We start from the raw sequence: 19,829 nt of genomic DNA, 5'->3' as shown, positions 1-19,829 counted from the left end.
GAGTGATCGTTAACGAGTTCGTCACGGACGTACCAGGACACAAGCGGCCGGATACGGGCGACTTGATCGCCTCTCCTCTCACACCTTCACCTGACGGTGGTTCATATGTGATGCGGAGGGGTGCGCTTCGACTACACACGGTGCGGGGACTACACACGGTGCGGGTCTGGTGGCCTTCCCTGGCTCTGACTCTTCCCTCTGACCACGGGGACGATCCTGCGGCGGCCCTGCTGCCCCTGCCCGGGACGGCTGACCGCCAGCAGGGCCAGGTCGTCCGTCAAGCCGCCACCGGTATGCAGTCGTACGTCGTCGACGAGCGCGTCCAGCAGCTCCTCCGGCCCGGGAAAGAGCCGACCGCCGAGCCGCGCGGCCGGGTCGTAGAAGACGCCGTCCGCGTTGCGCGCCTCGGAAAGGCCGTCCGTGTAGAGCAGCAGCGTGGCCCCGGCGGGCAGCGGAAACGAGTCCGCACGGTCCGGCCATCCGCTCAGCTCGCCCATGCCCAGCGGCAGCGCGGCCTCGGTCGGCTCGAGCGCGTGCACCTTCCCGTCGGCGTACAGCACCAGGGGTTCCGGATGGCCCCGGTTCACCACGCGCACCATCTCGTCGCGGCGCGGGATCTCGGCGATCACTGCCGTGGTGAACTCCTCGAAGATCTCCAGGCTGTCCCGCCGGGTGCCCTCGCGCGCGAGCGCCCGCTCCAGGCGCTTGGCGACCCCTTCCAGCGTGGCCTCCTGCTCGGCCGCCTCCCGGAACGCGCCGATGACCACTGCCACCGCCTCGACCGCCTCCATCCCCTTGCCCCGTACGTCGCCGACCACCAGGCGCACCCCGTACGGAGTGTCCTGTACGGCGAAGAGGTCACCGCCGATGAAGGCGTCCGCCTGCGCCGCCTCGTACCGCGCGGCGACCTGCAGCCCGCCGATCCGTTCGGCGGGGGTGGGCAGCACGGCGCGCTGCGCGGTCTCGGCGATGACACGGGCGGAGGCGAGGCGCTCGCCGCTGAGCAGTACGACCCGATTGATGATGAGCGCGAGCCCGGCGACGGTGACCACGGTGAACAGCTCGGTGTTGGCCGAGACGCTGTTCAGGGTGTCGTTGTAGATGTGCAGACCGAGGACCGCGGCGACGGCCGCGACACCGGTGAGCAGGGTGGTGAGCCAGGAGAAGAAGGGGGCCGCGATCAGCGGGGCGGCCGCGAAGAGAGGGGACGCGGTGAACTCGGACGGGGTGGAGAGATCGAAGATGACACCGCCGATGATCAACAGCGTGGGCAGCGCGCGGACAAAGCTGCGAGCGCTGATGCCGCGGTGCTGTCCTCGGTACCCCACGAGTGCTCTCCTGCCCAGTCCGCCCAGGCTGCGGAAGGTACCGCGCCCTTCCCAGGCTGGCCGGAGTCGCGCCGCGCGGCGACTCGCCGTCGGCCAACCGGGCGAAACCCCGGCGGGCGGACACGACAGTGGCCCGGCACTCTTCTCGAGTGCCGGGCCACTGCTTTCAGTAGCGGGGACAGGATTTGAACCTGCGACCTCTGGGTTATGAGCCCAGCGAGCTACCGAGCTGCTCCACCCCGCGTCGGTGAACACAACCTTACGCTATTCGGAGCAAGATCAAATCCATTTACCGATTGGAACAGCTGCTCGGCAGCTGTTCCACTCCCCGCCCGGCATCTGACCGCTGTGCCGGGCGTCGTCACGGGCCGGACTCAGCGGCGGCGCAGACGCAGTGCGGTGAGCACGCCACCGGCCGCGATCAGGGCCACGGCCGCGATGGCCGCGTACCAGGTGGTGCTGGACGAGCCGGTGCTGGCCAGGGCGCCGGTGGTGGTGACCGGGGTGTTGGCGCCGACCGCCACCGCGGAGGCCGAGGCGGACGGGGTCGCAGTGGCGGACGGGGTGGCGGACGGGGTGGCGGAGGGCCGGGCGGACGGGGTCGCGCTCGGCTCGGCGGACGGCGGGGTGGTGCCGCGCTCGGGGGCGAGGGTGATCCGGCCCGCGGCCTCCAGGAACGTCATCGTGTTGCCCTCGGTCAGCGAGGTCGAGGCGCGCAGCGTGAGCTTGACCGGCTTCTGGATGCCCTTGAAGTCAAGGACGCGCACACGAAGGATGTAGCGGTGCAGCTTGCCCTTGTCGGTGAAGTAGCTCTTCGGGATGTCGCCGAGCTTCCACCGGTTCGGGACGCCCGGGACCTTCTCGGCCTTGATCACCATGCCGTTGCCGATCCACTCCTCGATCGACAGCTCCGGGATCTCACCCGTGGCACCGGGCTCCTCGGCGACCTCGATCGTGGTCGCCAGGTCGGAGTCGAAGGTGCCGTCGCCCTTGAGCTGGTGGAAGAGGTCGACGTTGCCCCACAGGCCGGGCTTGATGGGTGCGTCCTTGTCCGTACGCATCCACATGGCCGCGGGGGCGGCGTTGATCTTCGGGCTGGTCTCGAAGACGACGGTGTCGTCCTGCTCGGGCTTCGTGTGCTCGTCCAGATCAGCGGCGGTGAGCTTGAGGTTGCCGTTGTTGGAAGGGAAGTTCTTGCCGAGTCCGATGGAGATCTTCCAGCTCAGCTCGCCCTTGGCGGGCACGGAGAAGGAGGAGCCCTTGCTCTTGTCCGCCGGCTTGAACACGCCCTGCGCGCCGATGCCTTCCTGCGAGACGTACTCGTCGGTCGCCGGAGCGTTCACCGGCTGCACGTCGAAGACGATGTGCGAGGCTGCGATCGGGCTCGCCCCGTCCGTGTCGCCGACCAGCCACGGCTGGAAGTCCACCGGCTTGTCCGAGGAGTTCTTCACCGTGAAGGAGAAGGTCTCGCTCGCCCCGCCCCGGGTCAGCGGTCCGGCCGGCGCGGGGGCGCCGAGCTCGATGGTGAGCGGCGTGCCGGAGCCCACCGGTGCCGCATGGGCTGTCAGCGGAACAAGAGTGGCGCCGACGGCGGCGGCGACGGTGAACGCGGCGGCAGAGGCAAGGCGAGCGGACATGGTGGACTCCCCCCAAGGAATCAGCTAGAGGCCGGACTGCCGCTGGACGGGCGGTAGTCGGCCGTACGAGAGCTACGAGGCGCACAGCGCGGCAGAGCGCCGCGACGAGTGGTGAAGCGAGATGAGAGATCGCCATGCAGCCGGCCTGATTTCAGCCCCGATTTCGGTCCCGGCCTGCGGCGATGCGCCCATCTTCACATCTCAAGATCGATGGAACAATCCCCGCAATATCACCGCTGTGCAACTGAAGTTCAGGCCGCGGCCTCGACGACCTTGCGGGACCTCTGGTCGCGGGAGTGGCGCAGCGGATCGACACTGGGACGGGAGGCAGCCATGGCATACGACGAGAGACTGGCTCAGCGCATCCGCGACCACATCGGGCCCCATCCCGGCATCGCCGAGAAGCACATGTTCGGCGGCCTGGCGTTCCTGTACCGCGGAAACATGGCCTTCGGGGTCATCGGGGACGAGCTGATCGTCCGCGTCGGGCCGGAGGCGACGGATGCCGCCCTGGCCAGGGCAGACGCACGGCTCTTCGACTTCAGCAACCGGCCGATGCGCGGCTGGGTGACGGTCGGCGCGGCCGGGATCGCGAACGACGGCTCGCTGTGTACATGGATCGACGAGGGCCATGCGTATGCGGGGAGCCTGCCGCCGAAGTAGCCCCCTCAGGGAAGCAGTCGGGCGGCGCGCATCTGGAGGTACCGGGTCTCCGGCACGCTCAGGGTGCGCTGAGCCGCCAACTGATAGGCGGCGCGCGCCCCTTCCGTGTCCCCCGCCTTCTCCAGCAAATGTGCGCGTACGGCTTCGAGCCGATGGTGCCCCGCCAACTGACCCTCCAGCTTTGCGACTTCGGCCAGACCGGCCTCGGGCCCGCGCACCATCGCGACCGCCACGGCCCGCCCGAGCTCGGCCATCGGCTCGGGCGCCTGGCACACCAGGATGTTGTACAGGGCAAGGATCTGCGGCCAGTCGGTGTCCTCGGCGTGCTTCGCCTCGTCGTGCAGCGCGGCGATCGCGGCCTGCAGCTGATACGGACCGGCCGGCCCCTGCGACAGGGCCTCCTCGACCAGGGCAGCCCCCTCGCGGATCGCGTCCTGGTCCCAGCGGGTCCGGTCCTGCTCGTCGAGCGGGATCAGCTCGCCGTGCGGTCCGGTGCGCGCCTCGCTGCGGGCCTCGGTGAGCAGCATGAGCGCGAGCAGCCCGGTGACCGCGCCTTCGCGGGGCAGCAGACGGCGTACCGCCCGGGTCAGCCGGATCGCCTCGCCGGCCAGGTCGGAGCGGTGCAGTGCGTAGCCGGAGGTCGCCGTGTAGCCCTCGTTGAAGATCACGTACAGAACCTGCAGCACGGCGGCGAGCCGCTGATCACGGTCCTCGGGCCGCGGCTGCCGGAAGGGCACGCCTTTGACCTTCTGCTTCGCCCGGCTGACCCGCTGCGCCATGGTCGCCTCCGGCACCAGATGCGCACGGGCGATCTCGGCCGTTGTCAGACCGCCGACGGCCCGCAGTGTCAGCGCGATCTGCGCGGGCGGGCTCAGTTCGGGGTGGCAGCAGAGAAAGAGCAGCGTGAGTGTGTCGTCCTCGGACGGCGCGCGGCTCTCTCCCGGCGGCGGCGCGGTGAAGGCGTCCCGCGGTGTGAGCGTCGCGGCCGTCTCCTCCCGCCTGCGCCGGGCCTCCTCGCTGCGCAGCAGGTCCGTCAGCCGCCGGGACGCGACCTTGATCAGCCAGCCGCGCGGATTCTGCGGGACCCCTTTCCCGGGCCACTGCTCGGCGGCGGCGAGCAGCGCCTCCTGTACGGAGTCCTCGGCGAGGTCGAAGTGCCCGTACCGGCGCACCAGCGCGCCGAGGACCTGCGGCGCGTGCCGGCGCAGCAGGTCCTCGACGTCGTCCGTGCGTCTCACACATCGCCTCCACTGTCGATCGGCCGGATGACCACCGGATACGGGGGAGCCCCCTCGGGCGCCGGGCACGTCGCGATGCGCGCGGCGATCTCGGTGACCCGCTCCAGGCTCTCGCAGTCGAGCACCCAGTACCCGGCGAGCAGCTCCTTGGTCTCGCTGTACGGACCATCGGTGATCACGGGCCGCCCGTCCTCGCCCGTGCTGACGAAGCGGGTCTGCGCGGGCTCGGCCAGGCCGTTCCCGTCGACGAACTCACCGGACTCGGACAGGTCGTTGTTGACCTCGCCCATGAAGGCGAACATCGCCTGCACATCCTTCTCGCTCCAGGCCGGGCTGTGGGCGGACGCCTTGCCGCGCAGCGCTTCGTAGTCGGCCTGCGAGCCCTGGACCATCACCAGATACTTCATGACGTCGCTCCTTCGGATGCACCGTCACCCCTTGTGGGCAACTCTCACAGGGGACGTCGGAGCCGATGCGGGGTTCTCGACAGCGCGCGGAGGATTTTCTGAAATTCTCTCCGGACCACCGGGTTGGCGCACGTCGGAAGGCCGGATGCCGACGATTGTCCGCCGCCGGTTGCGCGATGATGCACCACCCGCATGCAGTTTGACCGCGACTCGGTGGGTATCACCAGGAAGGGACCTTGGCGGCCGGCTGGCGGAGGCGTCCTCCAGCGCCACAGCGAGGTCCTGTCCATGTCTGGAGGACCGATGGCAACACCCATGTCCGCCGACCGATTACTGAAGGCGCTCCGCGACGAGCACCTGACCGTCGTCGAGGTCGGCAACTGGCGTACGCACAACCGCAATCACAAAGGCCCGTGGGGCCCCGTGCACGGCGTGATGATCCACCACACCGTGACGTCCGGCACCGCGAACTCCGTATCCATCTGCTACGACGGCTACTCCACCCTGCCCGGCCCGCTGTGCCACGGCGTCATCGACAAGTCCGGCAGGGTCCACCTCGTCGGCAACGGCCGGGCCAACCACGCGGGTCTCGGCGACGACGACGTCCTGCGGGCCGTCATCGACGAACGGGACCTGCCCCCGGACAACGAGGCCAACACCGACGGCAATCGCGCCTTCTACGGCTTCGAGTGCATCAACCTCGGCGACGGCAAGGACCCGTGGCCGGCCGCCCAGCTGGAGGCGATCGAGAAGGCGGCCGCCGCGCTCTGCCGAGTGCACGGCTGGTCGCAGCGCTCGGTGATCGGCCATCTCGAATGGCAGCCCGGCAAGGTCGACCCCCGCGGATTCAGCATGTCGTCGATGCGGGCCCGGATCGGCGAGCGGCTCGGCACCACCCAACCCCCCGAGGAGGAAGACATGACCCCCGAGCAGGCCAGGCAGCTCAAGGAACTCCACGAGCAGCGGCGGATCGCCCCCTGGACCTATCAGGGGCAGATCGACCGCGACGCCTGGTCGATACTCAACTCCACATGGGCGAAGGTCGATGCCCTTGAGCCGGTGGAGCTCACCGACGCACAGATCGCGGCGATCGCGGACAAGCTCGCGGCGCACCCCGTCCTCGCCGAAAAGATCGCGGAGCAGGTGGCAGCCAAGCTCGCCGCCCGTCTCGCCCAGTAGCACCCTTCCGCGTAGCACCGTTCCGCCGCGTGGGGGCACAGAAGGTATTCGGTGGGGTTCTGCTCGGATGCGCGGAGAACCTCACCGAGACCGCTTCATGAGGGCATCAGACAGGGCCTACGTGAACGCGAGCCTTCGCAGTCGCCGCCAGTCCACGGTTGGCCTCGCCCGGGGCACACCGGGCCGGCTCCGCGGTACCCGTACGCGCAGGGCTCGGGGCCGGATCACGCAGCGCACGGGTGCCGGCAGGGTGAGCGCCTCGCCGTCCACGCCGACCTGGACCTCGGGCTCGTCGGCGTCGACGACCACCTCACTGGCCGTCAGCACAGTAAGTCCGCGGGCGTGTTCGCCACGGAGCATGTCGACCGCCTGCGCCGCGCTGTCGACCTTGATGCCCAGAACCCCCAGGACGCCGGAATCCAACCGGTCCCGCCGGCCCAGTCCGGCCAAGTCGCCCAGCTGGTAGGGGTTGTTGCTCACCAGTACGGCCTGGGGCTCCTCGATGGCCGCGGCTGCGGCGAACACGGCCAGGCGGGGGCCGCTCCGGTGGGTCAGCAGGTCCGGAAGCATCTGCAGGATGGTGCCGACCTTGTCATCGCGGTAGGCGGGGCTCTGCACCACGACCGCATAGGTACCGAAGGAGGCGTTGTTGACGAAGGCCTGCTCACCGATGAAGCCCAGGTCGACGTGGAGTTCGACGCCGTCGGTGAGTGCGTCCAGGCTTGTCGACGGGTCGGCCCGGTCGAGGCCCAGGTCCAGGGCGAAGTGGTTGCGGGTTCCGGCCGGGACGACCATGAAGGGAATGCCGTGTTCCGCGGCCACCCCTGCGACCAGGGCTTGTGTACCGTCGCCGCCCGCGACGCCGAGCAGGTCGGCACCATCGGCGACGGCTCGACGCGCGAGCTCGGCGACATCCGTTGGATGGCCGGTGTCCAGCAGCAGGACGTCGGCGCCGAGTGCCTCCGCCTTCTCCTTCAGGCCGAATGTCCCCACCTTTCCACCGCCCGACCTGGGATTCATGATCAGGAACGGACGCCTGGGAGGAGGGGTCAGGAATTCCGGAGCGCCCGTCGGCTCGATGTCTCTGAGCGCGGCCCAGCCCGCGGAGACCGCCACCGCCCACAGCCCGAGGGACACGATGACGACCCACAGCAGCCCGGACAGCGCGTAGAGCACTAGCACGGCCACCGGTGCGGCCGCCGCCACCGCGAACGCGAGAATCCTGACGAGTCCGCGGCGGGCCAGTGCCCACCACGCGCAGGCCGCGCCGAGGACCAGTCCGGCCAGCCCGAGGCCCACCAGGGCGAAAGCCCTGATTCCCGCGAACACCAGCAGCACGAGGACGACCGCGGCTCCGGCGAAGATTGCCAACCGCGCGAACCAGCGCCTCGCCCCGGCGCCGCGTACGCCGGAAACGATGTCCATAGGACCCTCCCGCCACTGCCTGCGTGTCATTGCACCGCTGCCGGGCGAGCCGGCGCATCACCTTCCCTGGGTGAACGCCTGCCCACCAACAAGGGCTTTTCACCCTTTCGGGGTGATGTCCGGCGTACCCGCCGACCACCCTGCCTGGCGATCATGAACAGGCGCGGTGAAGATTGACTCGCCGGTACCAGTGCCCGTAGGTACCGGTGCCCGTAGGCACGCATGGCCGCTGCACCGACCTGCACCTCTTCGTACGGCCCGCAGGACGAGGCAGCCGACAGCCACATGGTGGTCGCATGCCCCGCACCACAGCATCGACAACGCCGGACGGCGGCGGCGGAGCACCCCGTACCGCCCCGGCACCGACAAGCCGCACGTCCGGGCTCGGCACCACGGGGTCACAGTTGGCTCCGACCGGTGACCCGCTACTGGCCGCCAAGTTCTCCGTACCGGCCGTTCCGGGGACGTTCGTACGCCGCAAGCGGCTCCTGGACCGCCTCAGCGACGCAGCCGCCGGACCACTGACCCTGATCACGGGCCCGGCCGGCGCCGGGAAGACCATGCTCGCCGCCTCGTGGGCGGTCGGTGCCACGGCACCGCACCCGGTCGTGTGGCTGACGCTTGAAGACGACGACAGCGCCCCCGGCGTGTTCTGGACCTACGTACTCGCAGCCTTCCGCCACCACCGGGTGACGCTGCCCGACGACGTCGGCTCCCCCGCACGCGCCGACAGCGTCGACCATTCCTGGCTGGTCCGGCTCGCTGCCGCGCTGGCCCGCCTGGCCCAGCCGGTGGTTCTCGTACTCGACGGCCTCGACCAGGTGCCCGGCCGAGACGTGGCCTCGGGCCTGGACTTCGTCCTGAATCACGTGGGACCGCGGCTGCGCCTGGTGCTGATCAGCCGAAACGACCCGCTGCTTCCCCTGCACCGCTACCGCACCGAAGACCGCATCTGCGAGATCCGCTGCGCCGACCTGGCGTTCACCCGGCACGAGACCGCGACACTGCTGCGGCGACACGGCCTGGCTTCGTCGGCGGAGACCGTCGACGCCCTCACCCGCCGCAGCGAGGGCTGGGCCGCCGGACTGCGGCTGTGTGCCCTGGCCATGCAGCGGGCCGACGACCCGACCGGCTTCGCCCGGTCCTTCGCCCTTTCCCAGAGTGCCGTCGCCGACTACCTGCTTGCCGAAGTCGTCGAGGCCCAGCCCGCCGCCACCCAGGATCTGCTGATGCGCACAAGCATCCTGAACCGGGTGCACCCGCAGCTGGCGAACGTGCTGACCGGACGCGAGGACGCCGCGGCGATCCTGGCCGGCCTCACCCGCGCCAACGCCTTCGTCGAACCGCTCGGTGACACGCCCTGGTGCCGCTTCCACCCGCTGTTCACCGAGGTCCTGAACGCACACCTGCACAGCCGCCGGCCCGACCTGGAACCACAGCTGCACAGCCTCGCGGCACGCTGGTTCGCCGACGCCGGCCTGATGAGCGAAGCCATGGAACACGCGTCCGCGGCAGGGGACTGGGAGTACGCCGCCAGCCTGATCCTCGATCGCCTTGCCCTCGGCGGCCCGCTCACCGGCCCGGACACCCACCGGCTGGAGCGGCTCTTCGCCGACATGCCCGCCGACCTCCCGGGTGCCGCCCCCTGGCTGCGGCAGCTGCTCGACCATCGGCCCTCACTCGCCGGCGACCACCCCCGGCTCACCGAGCGGGCGGCATCCGTCGGCAGCCTGCCGACCCCGGACGGCGGCCCTGCGCGCGAGGTTCTCGTCGAGTCGCTCAGCGACCGCGAACGCGACGTGCTGCGGCATGCCGCGCAGATGATGTCGACCGAGGAGATCGCCGGAGCACTGTATGTGTCCGTCAATACGGTGAAGACACATCTGAGCAGCATCTACCGCAAGCTTTCCGTTTCGCGGCGCAGTGATGCGGTCCGCCGCGCGAGGGAGCTCCACCTGCTCTGACGGCGACATGCTGGCTCGGCGCGCAGACCGGGCGTACGACTCGGAGCGCGCACCCGGAGCGCGGACTCGGAATACGGGCTCGGAACCCGGGCTCGGAACCCGGACTCACCTCATCCGGGTGATGCCGCACCGGTCGCACGTCGGACAGCATGCAAGGAAGAGAGATTCCCTGGACCATCCAGCACCAACCAGGACAATTGGGAGGTGCGGGCATGCGTTACGAGTTCCGCGTCACCGACAACCTGTCCGGGCCCGTTGCAGAGGCCTTCCCCGAGTTGGAGGCAACGCCAACCCCACACCAGACATTGCTCTACGGCCCGGTCACCGACGAGGCGCACCTGTACGGACTGCTCATGCGCTTCCAGGACTTGGGCCTGCACGTGGTCGAGATGCGTCGGCTGCCCGACTGATCAGTTCCGCAGTGGCAAGGAGGCTTTCGCGATGAACGCGACGACCCCGGGCGTACACCTGAACCCGCACGAGCGGGTCGCCCAAGGCAAGGCAGCCCGCGCGCGGGTGCCGCGCTCCAGCCACGCCGTCTTCGAACCGCCGGCGGACCGGCCGGACCCAGTCGGGACCATCGAGCACCAGTCCGCCTCTCGCTTGCCGGAACTCGTACCCATCCGGTACGGCCGGATGCTGGAATCCCCGTTCCGGTTCTACCGGGGCGCGGCCTCCATCATGGCCACCGATCTCGGCGCCGCGCCCGACACCGGACTCTTCGCGCAGCTCTGCGGGGACGCCCACCTGCTGAACTTCCGACTGCTCGCCTCCCCCGAACGGCATCTCGTCTTCGACATCAACGACTTCGACGAGACCCTGCCCGGCCCATGGGAGTGGGACGTCAAGCGGCTTGCGGCGAGCCTGGTGATCGCCGGCCGCGCCAACGACTTCTCGGAAAAACAGCGCAAAGGCGTGGTCCGGGGCACCGTACGGGCGTACCGGGAAGCGATGCGCGGATTCGCCGGGATGCGCAACCTCGACCTCTGGTACCTCCAGGGAGATACCGACCGGCTCCGTGAGCTGATGCCCGAGGATATGGGCAAGAGGGCCCGCGAAAGGATGTCCAACGCGCTGACCACAGCGCGAACGCGCGACAGCCTGCAGGCGTTTCAGAAACTCACGAAGGTCATCGACGGCGAGCGGCGCATCGCCCCCGACCCACCGTTGATCGTCCCGCTGACCGACCTGCTCCCCGACGTCGAGCGCGAGGTGCTCGAGCAGCAGATCCGTCACCTCATCGCGCAATACGGCCGCAGCCTCCCGTCCGACCGGCGGCATCTGCTCGAACAGTTCCGGTTGGTCGACATCGCCCGCAAAGTAGTCGGGGTCGGCAGCGTGGGCACCCGCTGCTGGGTGGTGCTCCTGGTCGGCGCGGACGACGGGGACCCGCTGCTGCTGCAGGCCAAGGAGGCCGACACATCGGTGCTCGCCCCGTACGCCGGTGCCGCCGAGTACGAGAACCAGGGGGAACGGGTGGTGTCCGGGCAGCGGCTGATGCAGGCGACCAGTGACATCTTCCTCGGCTGGGAGCGGGCCACGGGCATCGACGGCCTGCAGCGCGACTTCTACGTCCGCCAACTGCGGGACTGGAAAGGCATCGCCCGGCCCGAGCTCATGGCCCCGGAGCAAATGGAGTTCTTCGGCAGCCTCTGCGGCACCACACTGGCCCGCGCCCACGCCCGCTCCGGCGACCGGATCGCCATCGCCGCCTACCTCGGCCGCAACGACAGCTTCGACCGGGCACTGGCGGAGTTCGCCGAGCTCTACGCCGACCAGAACGAGCGGGACTTCCAGTCCCTCGCCGACGCCGCGCGCACGGGACGCGTCACCGCCGAGAGCGCGTGAGCGCACGATTCACCCGTGACAGGTGAGGCCTCGGGCCGGGAAACGAGGAGTCTGGAAACGAGCGGGCCCTGCGAGGTCCGAAAGCAAGTGGCAGGAGGAGAGCTATGGATGGCTACCTGGTCCTGGCGTACGACTACCCCGTGCTGGGCGCCTTCTGGACCGTGATGTGGATCTTCCTCTGGATCATGTGGCTGATGCTCCTCTTCCGGATCATCATCGACATCTTCCGGGACCACGAGATGAACGGATGGGCCAAGGCCGCATGGCTGCTCTTCGTGATCATCATCCCGTTCCTCGGTGTGCTGGTGTACGTGATCGTCCGAGGCAAGGACATGGGCAAGCGCGAACTCACCCAGGCACAGAAGCAGCAAGATGCCATGGACTCCTACATCCGGGAGACAGCCGGTGGCGCGAGTGGGGCGGACCAGTTGGCCAAGCTGTCCGAACTCAAGGCCAAGGGCGAGATATCGGAGCAGGAATTCGAGCGGGCCAAGCAGAAGATCCTGGCCTGAACCGCCGCAGCCGAGTGGGGCTGAGAGCCGGAAAAGCGAAGCGCCCCGACCGGTGAAACCCGGTCAGGGCGCCACGTGCTCAGGTCAGGACAGCGGGGGCAGGCCCGAGCAGCCGAGTGGCGACGGCGTCGAAGGCGTCGGTGACCTGTTGCACCGGGTTGCCGGCGGTACGGCGGGGCAGGGCGGTATGGGCGGGCGGTCCGTGCGGTGGAGGAAGCCCAGGGCTGTGCCGTGCGAGGCGGCGCGGCCGGGGAAGGTCCGACGACTCATCGGGAGGCCATCGTTTCGGCGAGGGCGCGGAAGATCAGCGCGGTGGAGGTGGCCCCCGGGTCCTGGTGGCCGATGCTGCGGGCGCCGAGGTAGGAGGCGCGGCCCTTGCGGGCCTGCATCGGGGTGGTGGCACGCATGCCTTGCTCGGCCGCGTCGGCTGCCGCGAGGGCGGCGGCGGCGAAATCGCTGCCCGAGTCGGCCGTCAGTCGGAAGGCGGCCAGCGCGGGGGCGTAGGCGTCGATCATTGTCTTGTCCCCGGCCTGCGCCGTGCCGAGTTGCTGGACGCTGTGGAGTCCGGCCGCGAGGGCGGCCGCGAACTGTTCCGTATCGGCGGTGGGTGCTTCCAGGACCTTGCCCATGGCGCGGAAGGCGCTGCCGTAGAGGGGGCCGGAGGCGCCTCCGACGCTGGAGATCAGGGTTGTGCCGGTCTTGACCAGCACGGCGCCCACGGTGTCCGGCGGAAGGTCGGCGAGTGCGGCGACGGCGGCGGAGAAGCCGCGGTGCATGTTGGTGCCGTGGTCGGCGTCGCCGATGGCCGAGTCGAGCTGGGTCAAGTGGTCCTTGTGCTTGTCCACGGCGGCGGCGATGGCCTGCACCCAGGTGCGGGCGAGGTCGATGTCCACGGAGTCTCCGTTCTTGGGGGGCGCTGTCGGGGGTGGGGCGGATCCGGAAGTCTCACGCGTGCCGGACCCGCCCGGCTCTCTCTAGACTCCCCAGCGCAGGGCGGGGGTGTTCACGGGCATGTCCCACAGGGACAGAATGTCGGGATCGGCCTTGCACACGGTGATGGAAACACCCGCCATGTCCAGGCTGGTGACGTAGTTTCCGATCAGGTTGCGGGCGATGACGATGCCCTTGTCCGCGAGTACGGCGGCGACCTCGTTGAAGACCACGTACAGCTCGATGAGCGGTGTGCCGCCCAGGCCGTTGACCATGACGATGGTCTCGTCCCCCGCGGTGAGCGGCTGGTCGCCGAGGATCGCGCCCAGGGCGGTGGCCACGAGCTCCTTGGCCGGACGGAGCTTTTCCCTGCTGCGTCCGGGTTCGCCGTGGATGCCGACGCCGACCTCGATCTCGTCCTGGGGCAGGTCGAAGCCGGGCTTGCCGGAGGCGGGTGTGGTGCAGGCGGTCAGGGCGATGGCGAAGGACCGGGAGGAGGTGTTGACCTGGTGGGCGATCTTGGCGACGGAAGCGAGCGGGGCGCCCTGTTCGGCCAGGGCCCCGGCGATCTTCTCGACGAATACGGTGGCTCCGGTGCCCCGGCGCCCGGCGGTCCAGGTGGAGTCCTGGACCGCGACGTCGTCGTCGACCAGGACGGTCTCGACTGTGATGCCTTCCTCACTGGCCAGTTCGGCGGCCATCTGGAAGTTGAGGACGTCGCCGGTGTAGTTCTTCACGATGAACAGCACGCCCGCACCGCCGTCGACGGCCTGGGCCGCGGCAAGCATCTGACCGGGTACGGGCGAGGTGAACACCTCCCCCGGACAGGCGGCGTCCAGCATGCCGAGTCCCACGAAGCCGCCGTGCAGCGGCTCGTGTCCGGAGCCGCCGCCGGAGATGAGGGCGACCTTGCCCGGTCTGATGCCGTCGGCCCGGGTGATCACCTTGTTCTCCGCGTCGACCTTCAGATCCCGGTGGGCGGCGGCGATCCCGCCCAGGGCCTCATCCAGGACGGCCTCGGGAGCGTTGATGAGCTTCTTCACGACAGAACTCCTTCGGCGGCCGCGACCGGCTTGGCCGGTCCCTCGGCCACGGTGGCGGGGGAGCGGCGGGCGTTCAAGGCGGCGTAGAGCAGACCGCCCGCGACCGCGCCGACGGCTTCGGCGATCAGGTAGACGGGCAGTTGGTTCCAGTGGACCGTGCCGTCGAACAGCTGACCGATCATCATGGGGCCTATGGCACGGGCCGGGTTGATGGCGGCGGCGGTGGCGGGCGCGACCGGGATGATGATCGCGAACACGGCCAGACCGATGGCGAGGCCGGCGAAGCCACCGGACGAACGGCGGTCGATGGCGCCGAAGACGACGAAGGCCAGGATGAGTGTGCCGATGGCTTCTGCGAAGAAGGCCTGGCCCGTGCCGATTTGAGGGCCGTACGTGGCGATGCCCAGACCGACGTCCACGGCCTTGTGGCCCAGTACGCCGACGATCGCCAGGGATCCCAGGAGTGCACCGGTCACCTGGGCGGCGATGTAGCCGGGGACGTCCCGCCAGGGCATCTTCTTGGTGACGGCCAGCGCCAGGGTGATGGCCGGGTTGATCTGGCAGCCGGATATGTGACCGATCGCGTAGACCAGGGCGATGACGGCCGTGGCGAACGCGAGCGAGATCATCCCCAGCTCGGCCATCGTGAACGGGGCCTGGCCGCCGATGATGAGCGTTGCGGGGACCGAACCGACGCCGATGAACACCAGCGTGGCGGTGCCCAGCATCTCGGCGAGAAGTTTCTGAGGGTAAGTGTTCTCTTCCATGATGGCGCCCAGCGCCGGGCGGCGCGTTGGGCGTCTCACCTCCTCCGCGCGGAGCGGGCTGTGAAGGGAGGTGGCCGCCAGGCAGTGCCGGGGAACGGAGCCTGACGGCCGGCTCAGGGGAACCGGATAGGAACTTCCGGCGAAGATGTTCATCATTAATGAACGTTGTTCGGACGTTAAGCCCGGGTTTCGCGACTGTCAAGAGGTCCGGAACCGCGGCCTTCCACCGCAGCGCAGAGGCCCACGGCGGGTGCCATGGGCCTCTGTCAGGGGCGCGAGAGGGCTGCTCGGGCGGTCGCGGCCCGGCCGCGGAGGGACTCTCGGGCGGGCTGGACTGCTTGCCCACGGTGCTCGCCCGCGGGGCGGGGCGCTTGCGCCCCGGGCGAATCAGGTGTTCGCGCGGCGGGCGGTTCCCCGGGGTGCCCCCAGGTCGCGGGAGAGGTTGCGGGCGGTCTCGCGGACCGCGACAGCGAGCTCCTGACGTGCCGATTCGGCCAGCAGACGCTCCACCGGACCCACAATGCCGATGGCACCGACCACCTCGCCGGAGCGGTCGAAGACGGGGGCCGCAATGCCCGCGTCACCGATGGCGGACTCCTGGTCCTCCAGCGCGTAACCCGTGTTGAGGACTTCGCCCAGCTGACCTGCCAGCTCCTTCGGATCGGTGATGCTGGTGCCGGTGAGGACCGCAAGCTCGCCGGCGAGCAGCCGCTCCCGCTCGGCCGCCGGAGCGAAGGCGACGATGGCCTTGCCGAGGGCGCAGGTGCTCCACGGGATGCTGGCTCCTACTTCGAGGATCTGTACGGCGCCCTCCGGCCGGAAGGCGTGGTGCACCACCAGGATGTGGTCGTCGGTGAGCACGGCCACCCACACCGCTTCGCCCGCCCGGGTGGCGAGTTGGTCCGCCCAGGTCAGCGAGCGGGTGCGCAGCTCCTGGGTGTCCAGGTAGGCGTTGCCCAGCCGGACCAGGCCGGGGCCGAGCTGGTACTTGGAACTGTCGCGGTCCTGGACCACCATCCCCTCGGCCTCCAGCGTGCGGAGCAAGGCATGGACGGTGGGCTTGGCCACGCCCAGGCGGTCGGCCAGCTCGGTCACACCAAGCCGGGGCCCTGTGGTCGCGAGCTCCCGCAGGATCTGGGCCGCACGCTGCACCGCCTGCACCATGAAGAAACTCCTTGTTCAGTATTGCTGAATTGTGTTCCGAGAATTAACGTAGGCGTTCATGAGCACACTCGTCGGCATCGTACTCGTGTCCCACAGCGCCGAGCTCGCCGCCGGCCTTCGCCTGCTGGTGGAGCAGATCGGCTCCGATGATGTCCCCGTCGCCACGGCCGGGGGGACCGCCGAAGGCCGGATCGGCACCAGCTATGACCTCGTTCTCGCCGCGATCCGGGATGCCGATCGCGGAGGCGGCGTCGTCGTACTTCCCGACCTCGGCAGTTCAGTCCTCACCGCCCGCACCGTCCTGGAAGACCATCCCAGCTCCGACGTGCTGATCGTCGACGCGCCCTTCGTCGAGGGGGCTGTCGCAGCCGTGGTCACCGCCGCGTCCGGCGCCGACCTCAAGACCGTTTCCAAGGCCGCCAAGGAGGCCCGCAATGTCCCCAAGCTCTGAGTCCGCCGCGGACACCGCCCACACCCCTTACGCCACGACCACCGCATGCGCCACGCCGGCCGCAACCGCTGCGCCTGCCGCCGAACACGAGATCACCATCGTCCTGCCCGCCAACCTGCACGCCCGCCCGGCGGGGCGGCTCGCCCGCGCCGCTGCCGGCTTCACCAGTGCCGTACAGCTCGAGCACGCGGGCCGGACGGTCAACCCGACGGGCGTCCTTGCCGTGATGAGCCTGGGCGCCACCGCCGGAACCACGGTGACCGTGCGTGCCGAAGGCCCCGACGCGGACCGGGCGGTCGCCGCCCTGGCGGATATCCTCGCCACCGCCGAATAGCCCGGCCCACCCGCCACCGCACCGGAAGAGCCGCCGACCATGCCAATGTTCCCCGCACATCCCCAGTCGTCGATCGAACGGATGGGTCTGGGCCTGGCCGCGGTCGGGCGGCCCGGCTACATCACCCTCGGGCACGAGAGCGATCTGCCGGCCGGGCGCACCGTCGCCGCGATGCGCCGCCACGCGCACGAACTCCTCGACCTCGCCTACGCCCGCGGCATCCGCTACATCGACACCGCGCGCTCCTACGGCCGGGCCGAGGAGTTCCTCGCCGACTGGCTGAAGAGCCGCGGCACCCCCCGGGATCTGCTCATCGGCAGCAAGTGGGGCTACACGTACACCGCCGACTGGCGCGTCGACGCCCCGACCCACGAGGTCAAGGACCACAGCGCAAGCACCTACGACCGGCAACTCGCCGAGACCCGATCCCTTCTCGGCGAACGGCTCGACCTCTACCAGGTCCACTCGGTCACCCCCGACAGCACCGTCCTCACCGACACCGCCCTGCACCACCGACTCGCCGAACTGGCCGCCCAAGGAGTCACCGTGGGCCTGTCCACGAGCGGCCCGAACCAGCGCGACGCCATCCGCGCCGCCCTTGACATCGCCGTCGACGGTGAGCCCCTGTTCCGCAGCGTGCAGGCCACCTGGAACCTGCTGGAGCCCTCTGCCGGACCGGCTCTGTCCGATGCGTACGACGCAGGCCGTACGGTCATCGTCAAGGAAGCCCTCGCCAACGGCCGGCTCGCCCAGCCACAGCTCGCCCGTCACCCGGTCCTCGCACCGATCGCGGACGCGACGAACGCCTCTTGGGACGCCATCGCCCTGGCAGCGGCACTCCACCGGCCCTGGGCTCGTATCGTCCTGTCGGGGGCTGCGACAACCGGTCAGCTCACCTCCAACCTGCTGGCGACCACGGTGCACCTCAGCGCCGAACAACTTGACCGGCTCACCGCCCTCGCCGAGACGCCGCAGACCTACTGGTCCCACAGGTCCCAGCTCCCCTGGAGCTGACTCCAGCACTCGGCGCACCGTCCCCGCGCCCTGCCCGCATCCCGCCCCAACAGCGTTGCCCCTACGGCCCCTGCCCCAAGGCCTGCTGCCGGACCGTCCGCTCACGCACGCGGCTGGGAACGACGAAGCGCCCCGACCGGCCGAAGCCAGTCGAGGCGCTGGGTAGCAGGCCAGGGGAGGTATCCCCCACCCTGCCTCAGGTAGGCCGTGTGGGACTCGAACCCACAACCAACGGATTAAAAGTCCGCTGCTCTGCCAATTGAGCTAACGGCCCTCGGCAAGACACCCCTGAGCATAGCCGGAAGGTGCCCGGCAGCCGATCGGGTATCGGCTGCCGGGCACCTTCCGTCAGCTCAGGGCGACGTAGCCCTTGTAGCGATTGGACGTGAGCAGCTTGCCGGAGACGAAGTTGCCCTTGCCGTTGATGTTGTACAGGTAGCCCGCCCCGGCCGCAGTCCGGCCGATGACGTCCTGGCGGCCGTCGTGGTCGAAGTCGCCTGACCCGACGATGGCGTTGAAACCCTTCCAGCCCGTGGCCGCCTTCGTACGGGACAGGAAACCGCCGCGGCCGTTGCCCCGGTACAGCCACATATCGCCCACGGTGTCCCGGACCAGCAGGTCGGGGACCGCGTCACCCGACAGGTCGCCGCGGCCGGCTATCGCGTTGTACTGGCCCCAGCCTGAGCCGATCAGCACCCGCGAGCCGAAGCCGCCCGTGCCGTTGCCCCGGTACAGCCACAGGTACCCGGACGGCTCCCGGCCGAGCAGGTCCGGCTGGCCGTCGCCGGTCAGGTCACGGACGACCAGCAGCTTGTTGTACCGGTTCCAGCCTGTGCCCAGGTTGGCCCGCTTGCCGGGGCTGGTGTCCTCTCTGATGGGCACACGCTGCAGCGTGCCGCCCGTGGTGCGGACGAGGAGGTCGGCGTAGCCGTTGCGATCGAGGTCACCGGCCTGGAGGACCAGGTTGGCGCTGGGCTCGAAGAGCTGGCCCGCGCTGTCGACCGGGTCCGAGGTGATCGGCCCGAAGGTCAGGTGGTCGATGATTCCCTCGCCCGGCTCGCGAGCCAGGATCGAACCGGTTGTCTCATGGTCGAGGTCGACGTCCCTGGTCCATCCCTCGATCAGGGCGCGGTACGTGGGAACCGTCGTGTACAACCGGATGCCGTTCTTCACACACGCGGCACTGCCGGTCGCGGACACCGCGATCAGCTTGCCGCCCGCGACCAGCGCGCCGCCGGAGTCGCCGAAGCACTGCTCCTGGGCGTTCGGGGGCACGGTGCCGGGGGGCGGCCCGGTGCAGACGGTGCCCTTCGGCAGGCCGGTCACGCCGAGTGCGGTCGCACAGTCGGCGCTGGTGCGTACGACGGCCTGCTCGGCGTGGCGTACGCGCTTCGCCTTCGGGTCGCCGACGGCGGCCCAGGAGAAGAAGGTGGCGATCGAGCCTGCCGCGTAGAGGCCGGTGTCGGCGGGCCCGGCGAGTACCGGCCTGCCGTATCCGCCCGGGTTCGCACGGGAGTGGTTGAGGACACCGATCGCCGCCAGCCGGGTCGCGGCGTTGAACTGCGGATGCGTCCGGTAGTCCGGCCTGTTCGTCGCGCTCTCGATTTCCCCGGTGCTGCCGTACTCCTGGACGAAGTCCTTCTCGGACCGGCCGGTGAAGCAGTCGGGCGCCACCAAGGTGCGGGTCGTCGACAGAACGATCGCGGTGCAGGCACGCTTCGCACCGTCCGCCTCATCCTCCATGGCGATCGGCACCAGCCACGACGGCACGGCCGGTTCGGCCGCGGCGGCGGGCTGAGCGGCGCCCGTGGTGCCGGCCAGCAGCGCTCCGGCGAGCGCGGTGGTGACCAGTGCACGGGCGCCCGCGCGTTGCGCCTGACGGGGTTTCCTCATCGGAGTCTGTGGGTCCCTTCGTGTCGTGGGTA

General features: G+C 69.8%; 19 protein-coding genes and 2 tRNA genes. 9 read left to right on the top strand and 12 right to left on the bottom strand.

Annotated elements, in window-relative coordinates; translation table 11 throughout:
- Nucleotides 1–149 precede the first annotated feature (149 nt).
- The 3 genes from OG729_RS20985 to OG729_RS20975 form a co-directional block, all read right to left on the bottom strand.
- Nucleotides 150–1,328 carry a PP2C family protein-serine/threonine phosphatase gene (locus OG729_RS20985; RefSeq protein ID WP_405807626.1) on the bottom strand — a complete coding sequence of 393 codons (1,179 nt, stop codon included), beginning with the start codon at nucleotides 1,326–1,328 and terminating at the stop codon, nucleotides 150–152.
- A gap of 170 nt (nucleotides 1,329–1,498) precedes the next feature.
- Nucleotides 1,499–1,572: transfer RNA gene (locus tag OG729_RS20980), tRNA-Met, on the bottom strand.
- Between the two features lie 130 nt (nucleotides 1,573–1,702).
- Nucleotides 1,703–2,965: an LPXTG cell wall anchor domain-containing protein gene (locus OG729_RS20975; protein ID WP_405807625.1), complete on the bottom strand. Its 1,263-nt coding sequence runs from the start codon at nucleotides 2,963–2,965 to the stop codon at nucleotides 1,703–1,705.
- Between the two features lie 333 nt (nucleotides 2,966–3,298).
- Between OG729_RS20975 and OG729_RS20970 the strand changes: the two genes are divergently transcribed.
- Nucleotides 3,299–3,628, top strand: a complete 330-nt coding sequence (locus tag OG729_RS20970; RefSeq protein WP_405807623.1) for a TfoX/Sxy family protein — start codon at nucleotides 3,299–3,301, stop codon at nucleotides 3,626–3,628.
- Nucleotides 3,629–3,633: 5 nt separating this feature from the next.
- On the opposite strand, the gene OG729_RS20965 is transcribed toward OG729_RS20970, so the two are convergent.
- Both OG729_RS20965 and OG729_RS20960 read right to left on the bottom strand, forming a co-directional pair.
- Entirely contained in the window at nucleotides 3,634–4,866 is a 1,233-nt protein-coding gene (locus OG729_RS20965) for an RNA polymerase sigma factor (protein ID WP_405807621.1), read from the bottom strand.
- Nucleotides 4,863–5,273, bottom strand: coding sequence for a YciI family protein (locus tag OG729_RS20960; RefSeq protein ID WP_360873217.1), 411 nt, complete (start codon nucleotides 5,271–5,273; stop codon nucleotides 4,863–4,865). The genes OG729_RS20965 and OG729_RS20960 overlap by 4 nt, the downstream gene beginning before the upstream one ends.
- A gap of 303 nt (nucleotides 5,274–5,576) precedes the next feature.
- On the opposite strand from OG729_RS20960, the gene OG729_RS20955 reads away from it, so the two are divergent.
- A complete protein-coding gene (locus tag OG729_RS20955) occupies nucleotides 5,577–6,452 on the top strand; it encodes an N-acetylmuramoyl-L-alanine amidase (RefSeq protein WP_405807619.1) in 876 nt (291 codons plus the stop codon).
- A gap of 117 nt (nucleotides 6,453–6,569) precedes the next feature.
- Here the strand turns inward: OG729_RS20955 and OG729_RS20950 are convergent, their stop codons facing one another.
- Entirely contained in the window at nucleotides 6,570–7,877 is a 1,308-nt protein-coding gene (locus OG729_RS20950; RefSeq protein ID WP_405807617.1) for a diacylglycerol/lipid kinase family protein, read from the bottom strand.
- 296 nt (nucleotides 7,878–8,173) lie between these two features.
- Between OG729_RS20950 and OG729_RS20945 the strand changes: the two genes are divergently transcribed.
- The 4 genes from OG729_RS20945 (at nucleotide 8,174) to OG729_RS20930 (ending at nucleotide 12,201) form a co-directional block, all read left to right on the top strand.
- The gene (locus OG729_RS20945; protein WP_405807616.1) at nucleotides 8,174–9,841 is read left to right on the top strand and encodes a LuxR C-terminal-related transcriptional regulator; all 1,668 of its coding nucleotides are present in this window, start codon (nucleotides 8,174–8,176) and stop codon (nucleotides 9,839–9,841) included.
- A gap of 212 nt (nucleotides 9,842–10,053) precedes the next feature.
- Entirely contained in the window at nucleotides 10,054–10,251 is a 198-nt protein-coding gene (locus tag OG729_RS20940; protein WP_360873204.1) for a hypothetical protein, read from the top strand.
- Nucleotides 10,252–10,282: 31 nt separating this feature from the next.
- On the top strand, nucleotides 10,283–11,689 hold the full coding sequence (locus OG729_RS20935; protein ID WP_405807615.1) for a DUF2252 domain-containing protein: 1,407 nt from the start codon (nucleotides 10,283–10,285) through the stop codon (nucleotides 11,687–11,689).
- Between the two features lie 104 nt (nucleotides 11,690–11,793).
- On the top strand, nucleotides 11,794–12,201 hold the full coding sequence (locus OG729_RS20930; RefSeq protein ID WP_360873199.1) for an SHOCT domain-containing protein: 408 nt from the start codon (nucleotides 11,794–11,796) through the stop codon (nucleotides 12,199–12,201).
- A 266-nt stretch (nucleotides 12,202–12,467) separates the two neighbouring features.
- Here OG729_RS20930 and dhaL read toward each other — a convergent pair whose 3' ends face one another.
- From dhaL to OG729_RS20910, 4 genes are all read right to left on the bottom strand, one after another.
- Nucleotides 12,468–13,094: a dihydroxyacetone kinase subunit DhaL gene (gene dhaL, locus OG729_RS20925; RefSeq protein WP_405807613.1), complete on the bottom strand. Its 627-nt coding sequence runs from the start codon at nucleotides 13,092–13,094 to the stop codon at nucleotides 12,468–12,470.
- An 81-nt stretch (nucleotides 13,095–13,175) separates the two neighbouring features.
- Nucleotides 13,176–14,174, bottom strand: a complete 999-nt coding sequence (dhaK, locus tag OG729_RS20920; protein WP_405807611.1) for a dihydroxyacetone kinase subunit DhaK — start codon at nucleotides 14,172–14,174, stop codon at nucleotides 13,176–13,178.
- Nucleotides 14,171–14,941, bottom strand: coding sequence for an MIP/aquaporin family protein (locus OG729_RS20915; protein WP_405807609.1), 771 nt, complete (start codon nucleotides 14,939–14,941; stop codon nucleotides 14,171–14,173). Before OG729_RS20915 ends, dhaK begins: the two co-directional genes overlap by 4 nt.
- 387 nt (nucleotides 14,942–15,328) lie before the next feature.
- The gene (locus OG729_RS20910) at nucleotides 15,329–16,105 is read right to left on the bottom strand and encodes an IclR family transcriptional regulator (protein WP_360873184.1); all 777 of its coding nucleotides are present in this window, start codon (nucleotides 16,103–16,105) and stop codon (nucleotides 15,329–15,331) included.
- Between the two features lie 58 nt (nucleotides 16,106–16,163).
- Here OG729_RS20910 and dhaM point away from each other — a divergent pair, with 58 nt between their 5' ends.
- The 3 genes from dhaM to OG729_RS20895 are packed head-to-tail and all read left to right on the top strand — an operon-like array spanning nucleotide 16,164 to nucleotide 17,904.
- Nucleotides 16,164–16,556 carry a dihydroxyacetone kinase phosphoryl donor subunit DhaM gene (dhaM, locus tag OG729_RS20905; protein WP_405807607.1) on the top strand — a complete coding sequence of 131 codons (393 nt, stop codon included), beginning with the start codon at nucleotides 16,164–16,166 and terminating at the stop codon, nucleotides 16,554–16,556.
- Nucleotides 16,540–16,890, top strand: a complete 351-nt coding sequence (locus OG729_RS20900) for an HPr family phosphocarrier protein (RefSeq protein WP_360873178.1) — start codon at nucleotides 16,540–16,542, stop codon at nucleotides 16,888–16,890. Before dhaM ends, OG729_RS20900 begins: the two co-directional genes overlap by 17 nt.
- A gap of 39 nt (nucleotides 16,891–16,929) precedes the next feature.
- Complete coding sequence (locus OG729_RS20895; protein WP_360873175.1) at nucleotides 16,930–17,904, top strand: aldo/keto reductase; 975 nt, start codon at nucleotides 16,930–16,932, stop codon at nucleotides 17,902–17,904.
- Nucleotides 17,905–18,105: 201 nt separating this feature from the next.
- On the opposite strand, the gene OG729_RS20890 is transcribed toward OG729_RS20895, so the two are convergent.
- Nucleotides 18,106–18,178, bottom strand: a tRNA-Lys gene (locus OG729_RS20890).
- Nucleotides 18,179–18,252: 74 nt separating this feature from the next.
- Nucleotides 18,253–19,797 carry an FG-GAP-like repeat-containing protein gene (locus OG729_RS20885; RefSeq protein WP_405807606.1) on the bottom strand — a complete coding sequence of 515 codons (1,545 nt, stop codon included), beginning with the start codon at nucleotides 19,795–19,797 and terminating at the stop codon, nucleotides 18,253–18,255.
- Nucleotides 19,798–19,829: the final 32 nt, after the last annotated feature.

This window comes from Streptomyces sp. NBC_00210 (genome assembly GCF_045160975.1).
In the GTDB taxonomy this organism is placed as follows: Bacteria; Actinomycetota; Actinomycetes; order Streptomycetales; family Streptomycetaceae; genus Streptomyces.
Note: the sequence above shows the minus strand (reverse complement) of the source record. Positions and strands in the feature narration are given on the sequence as shown.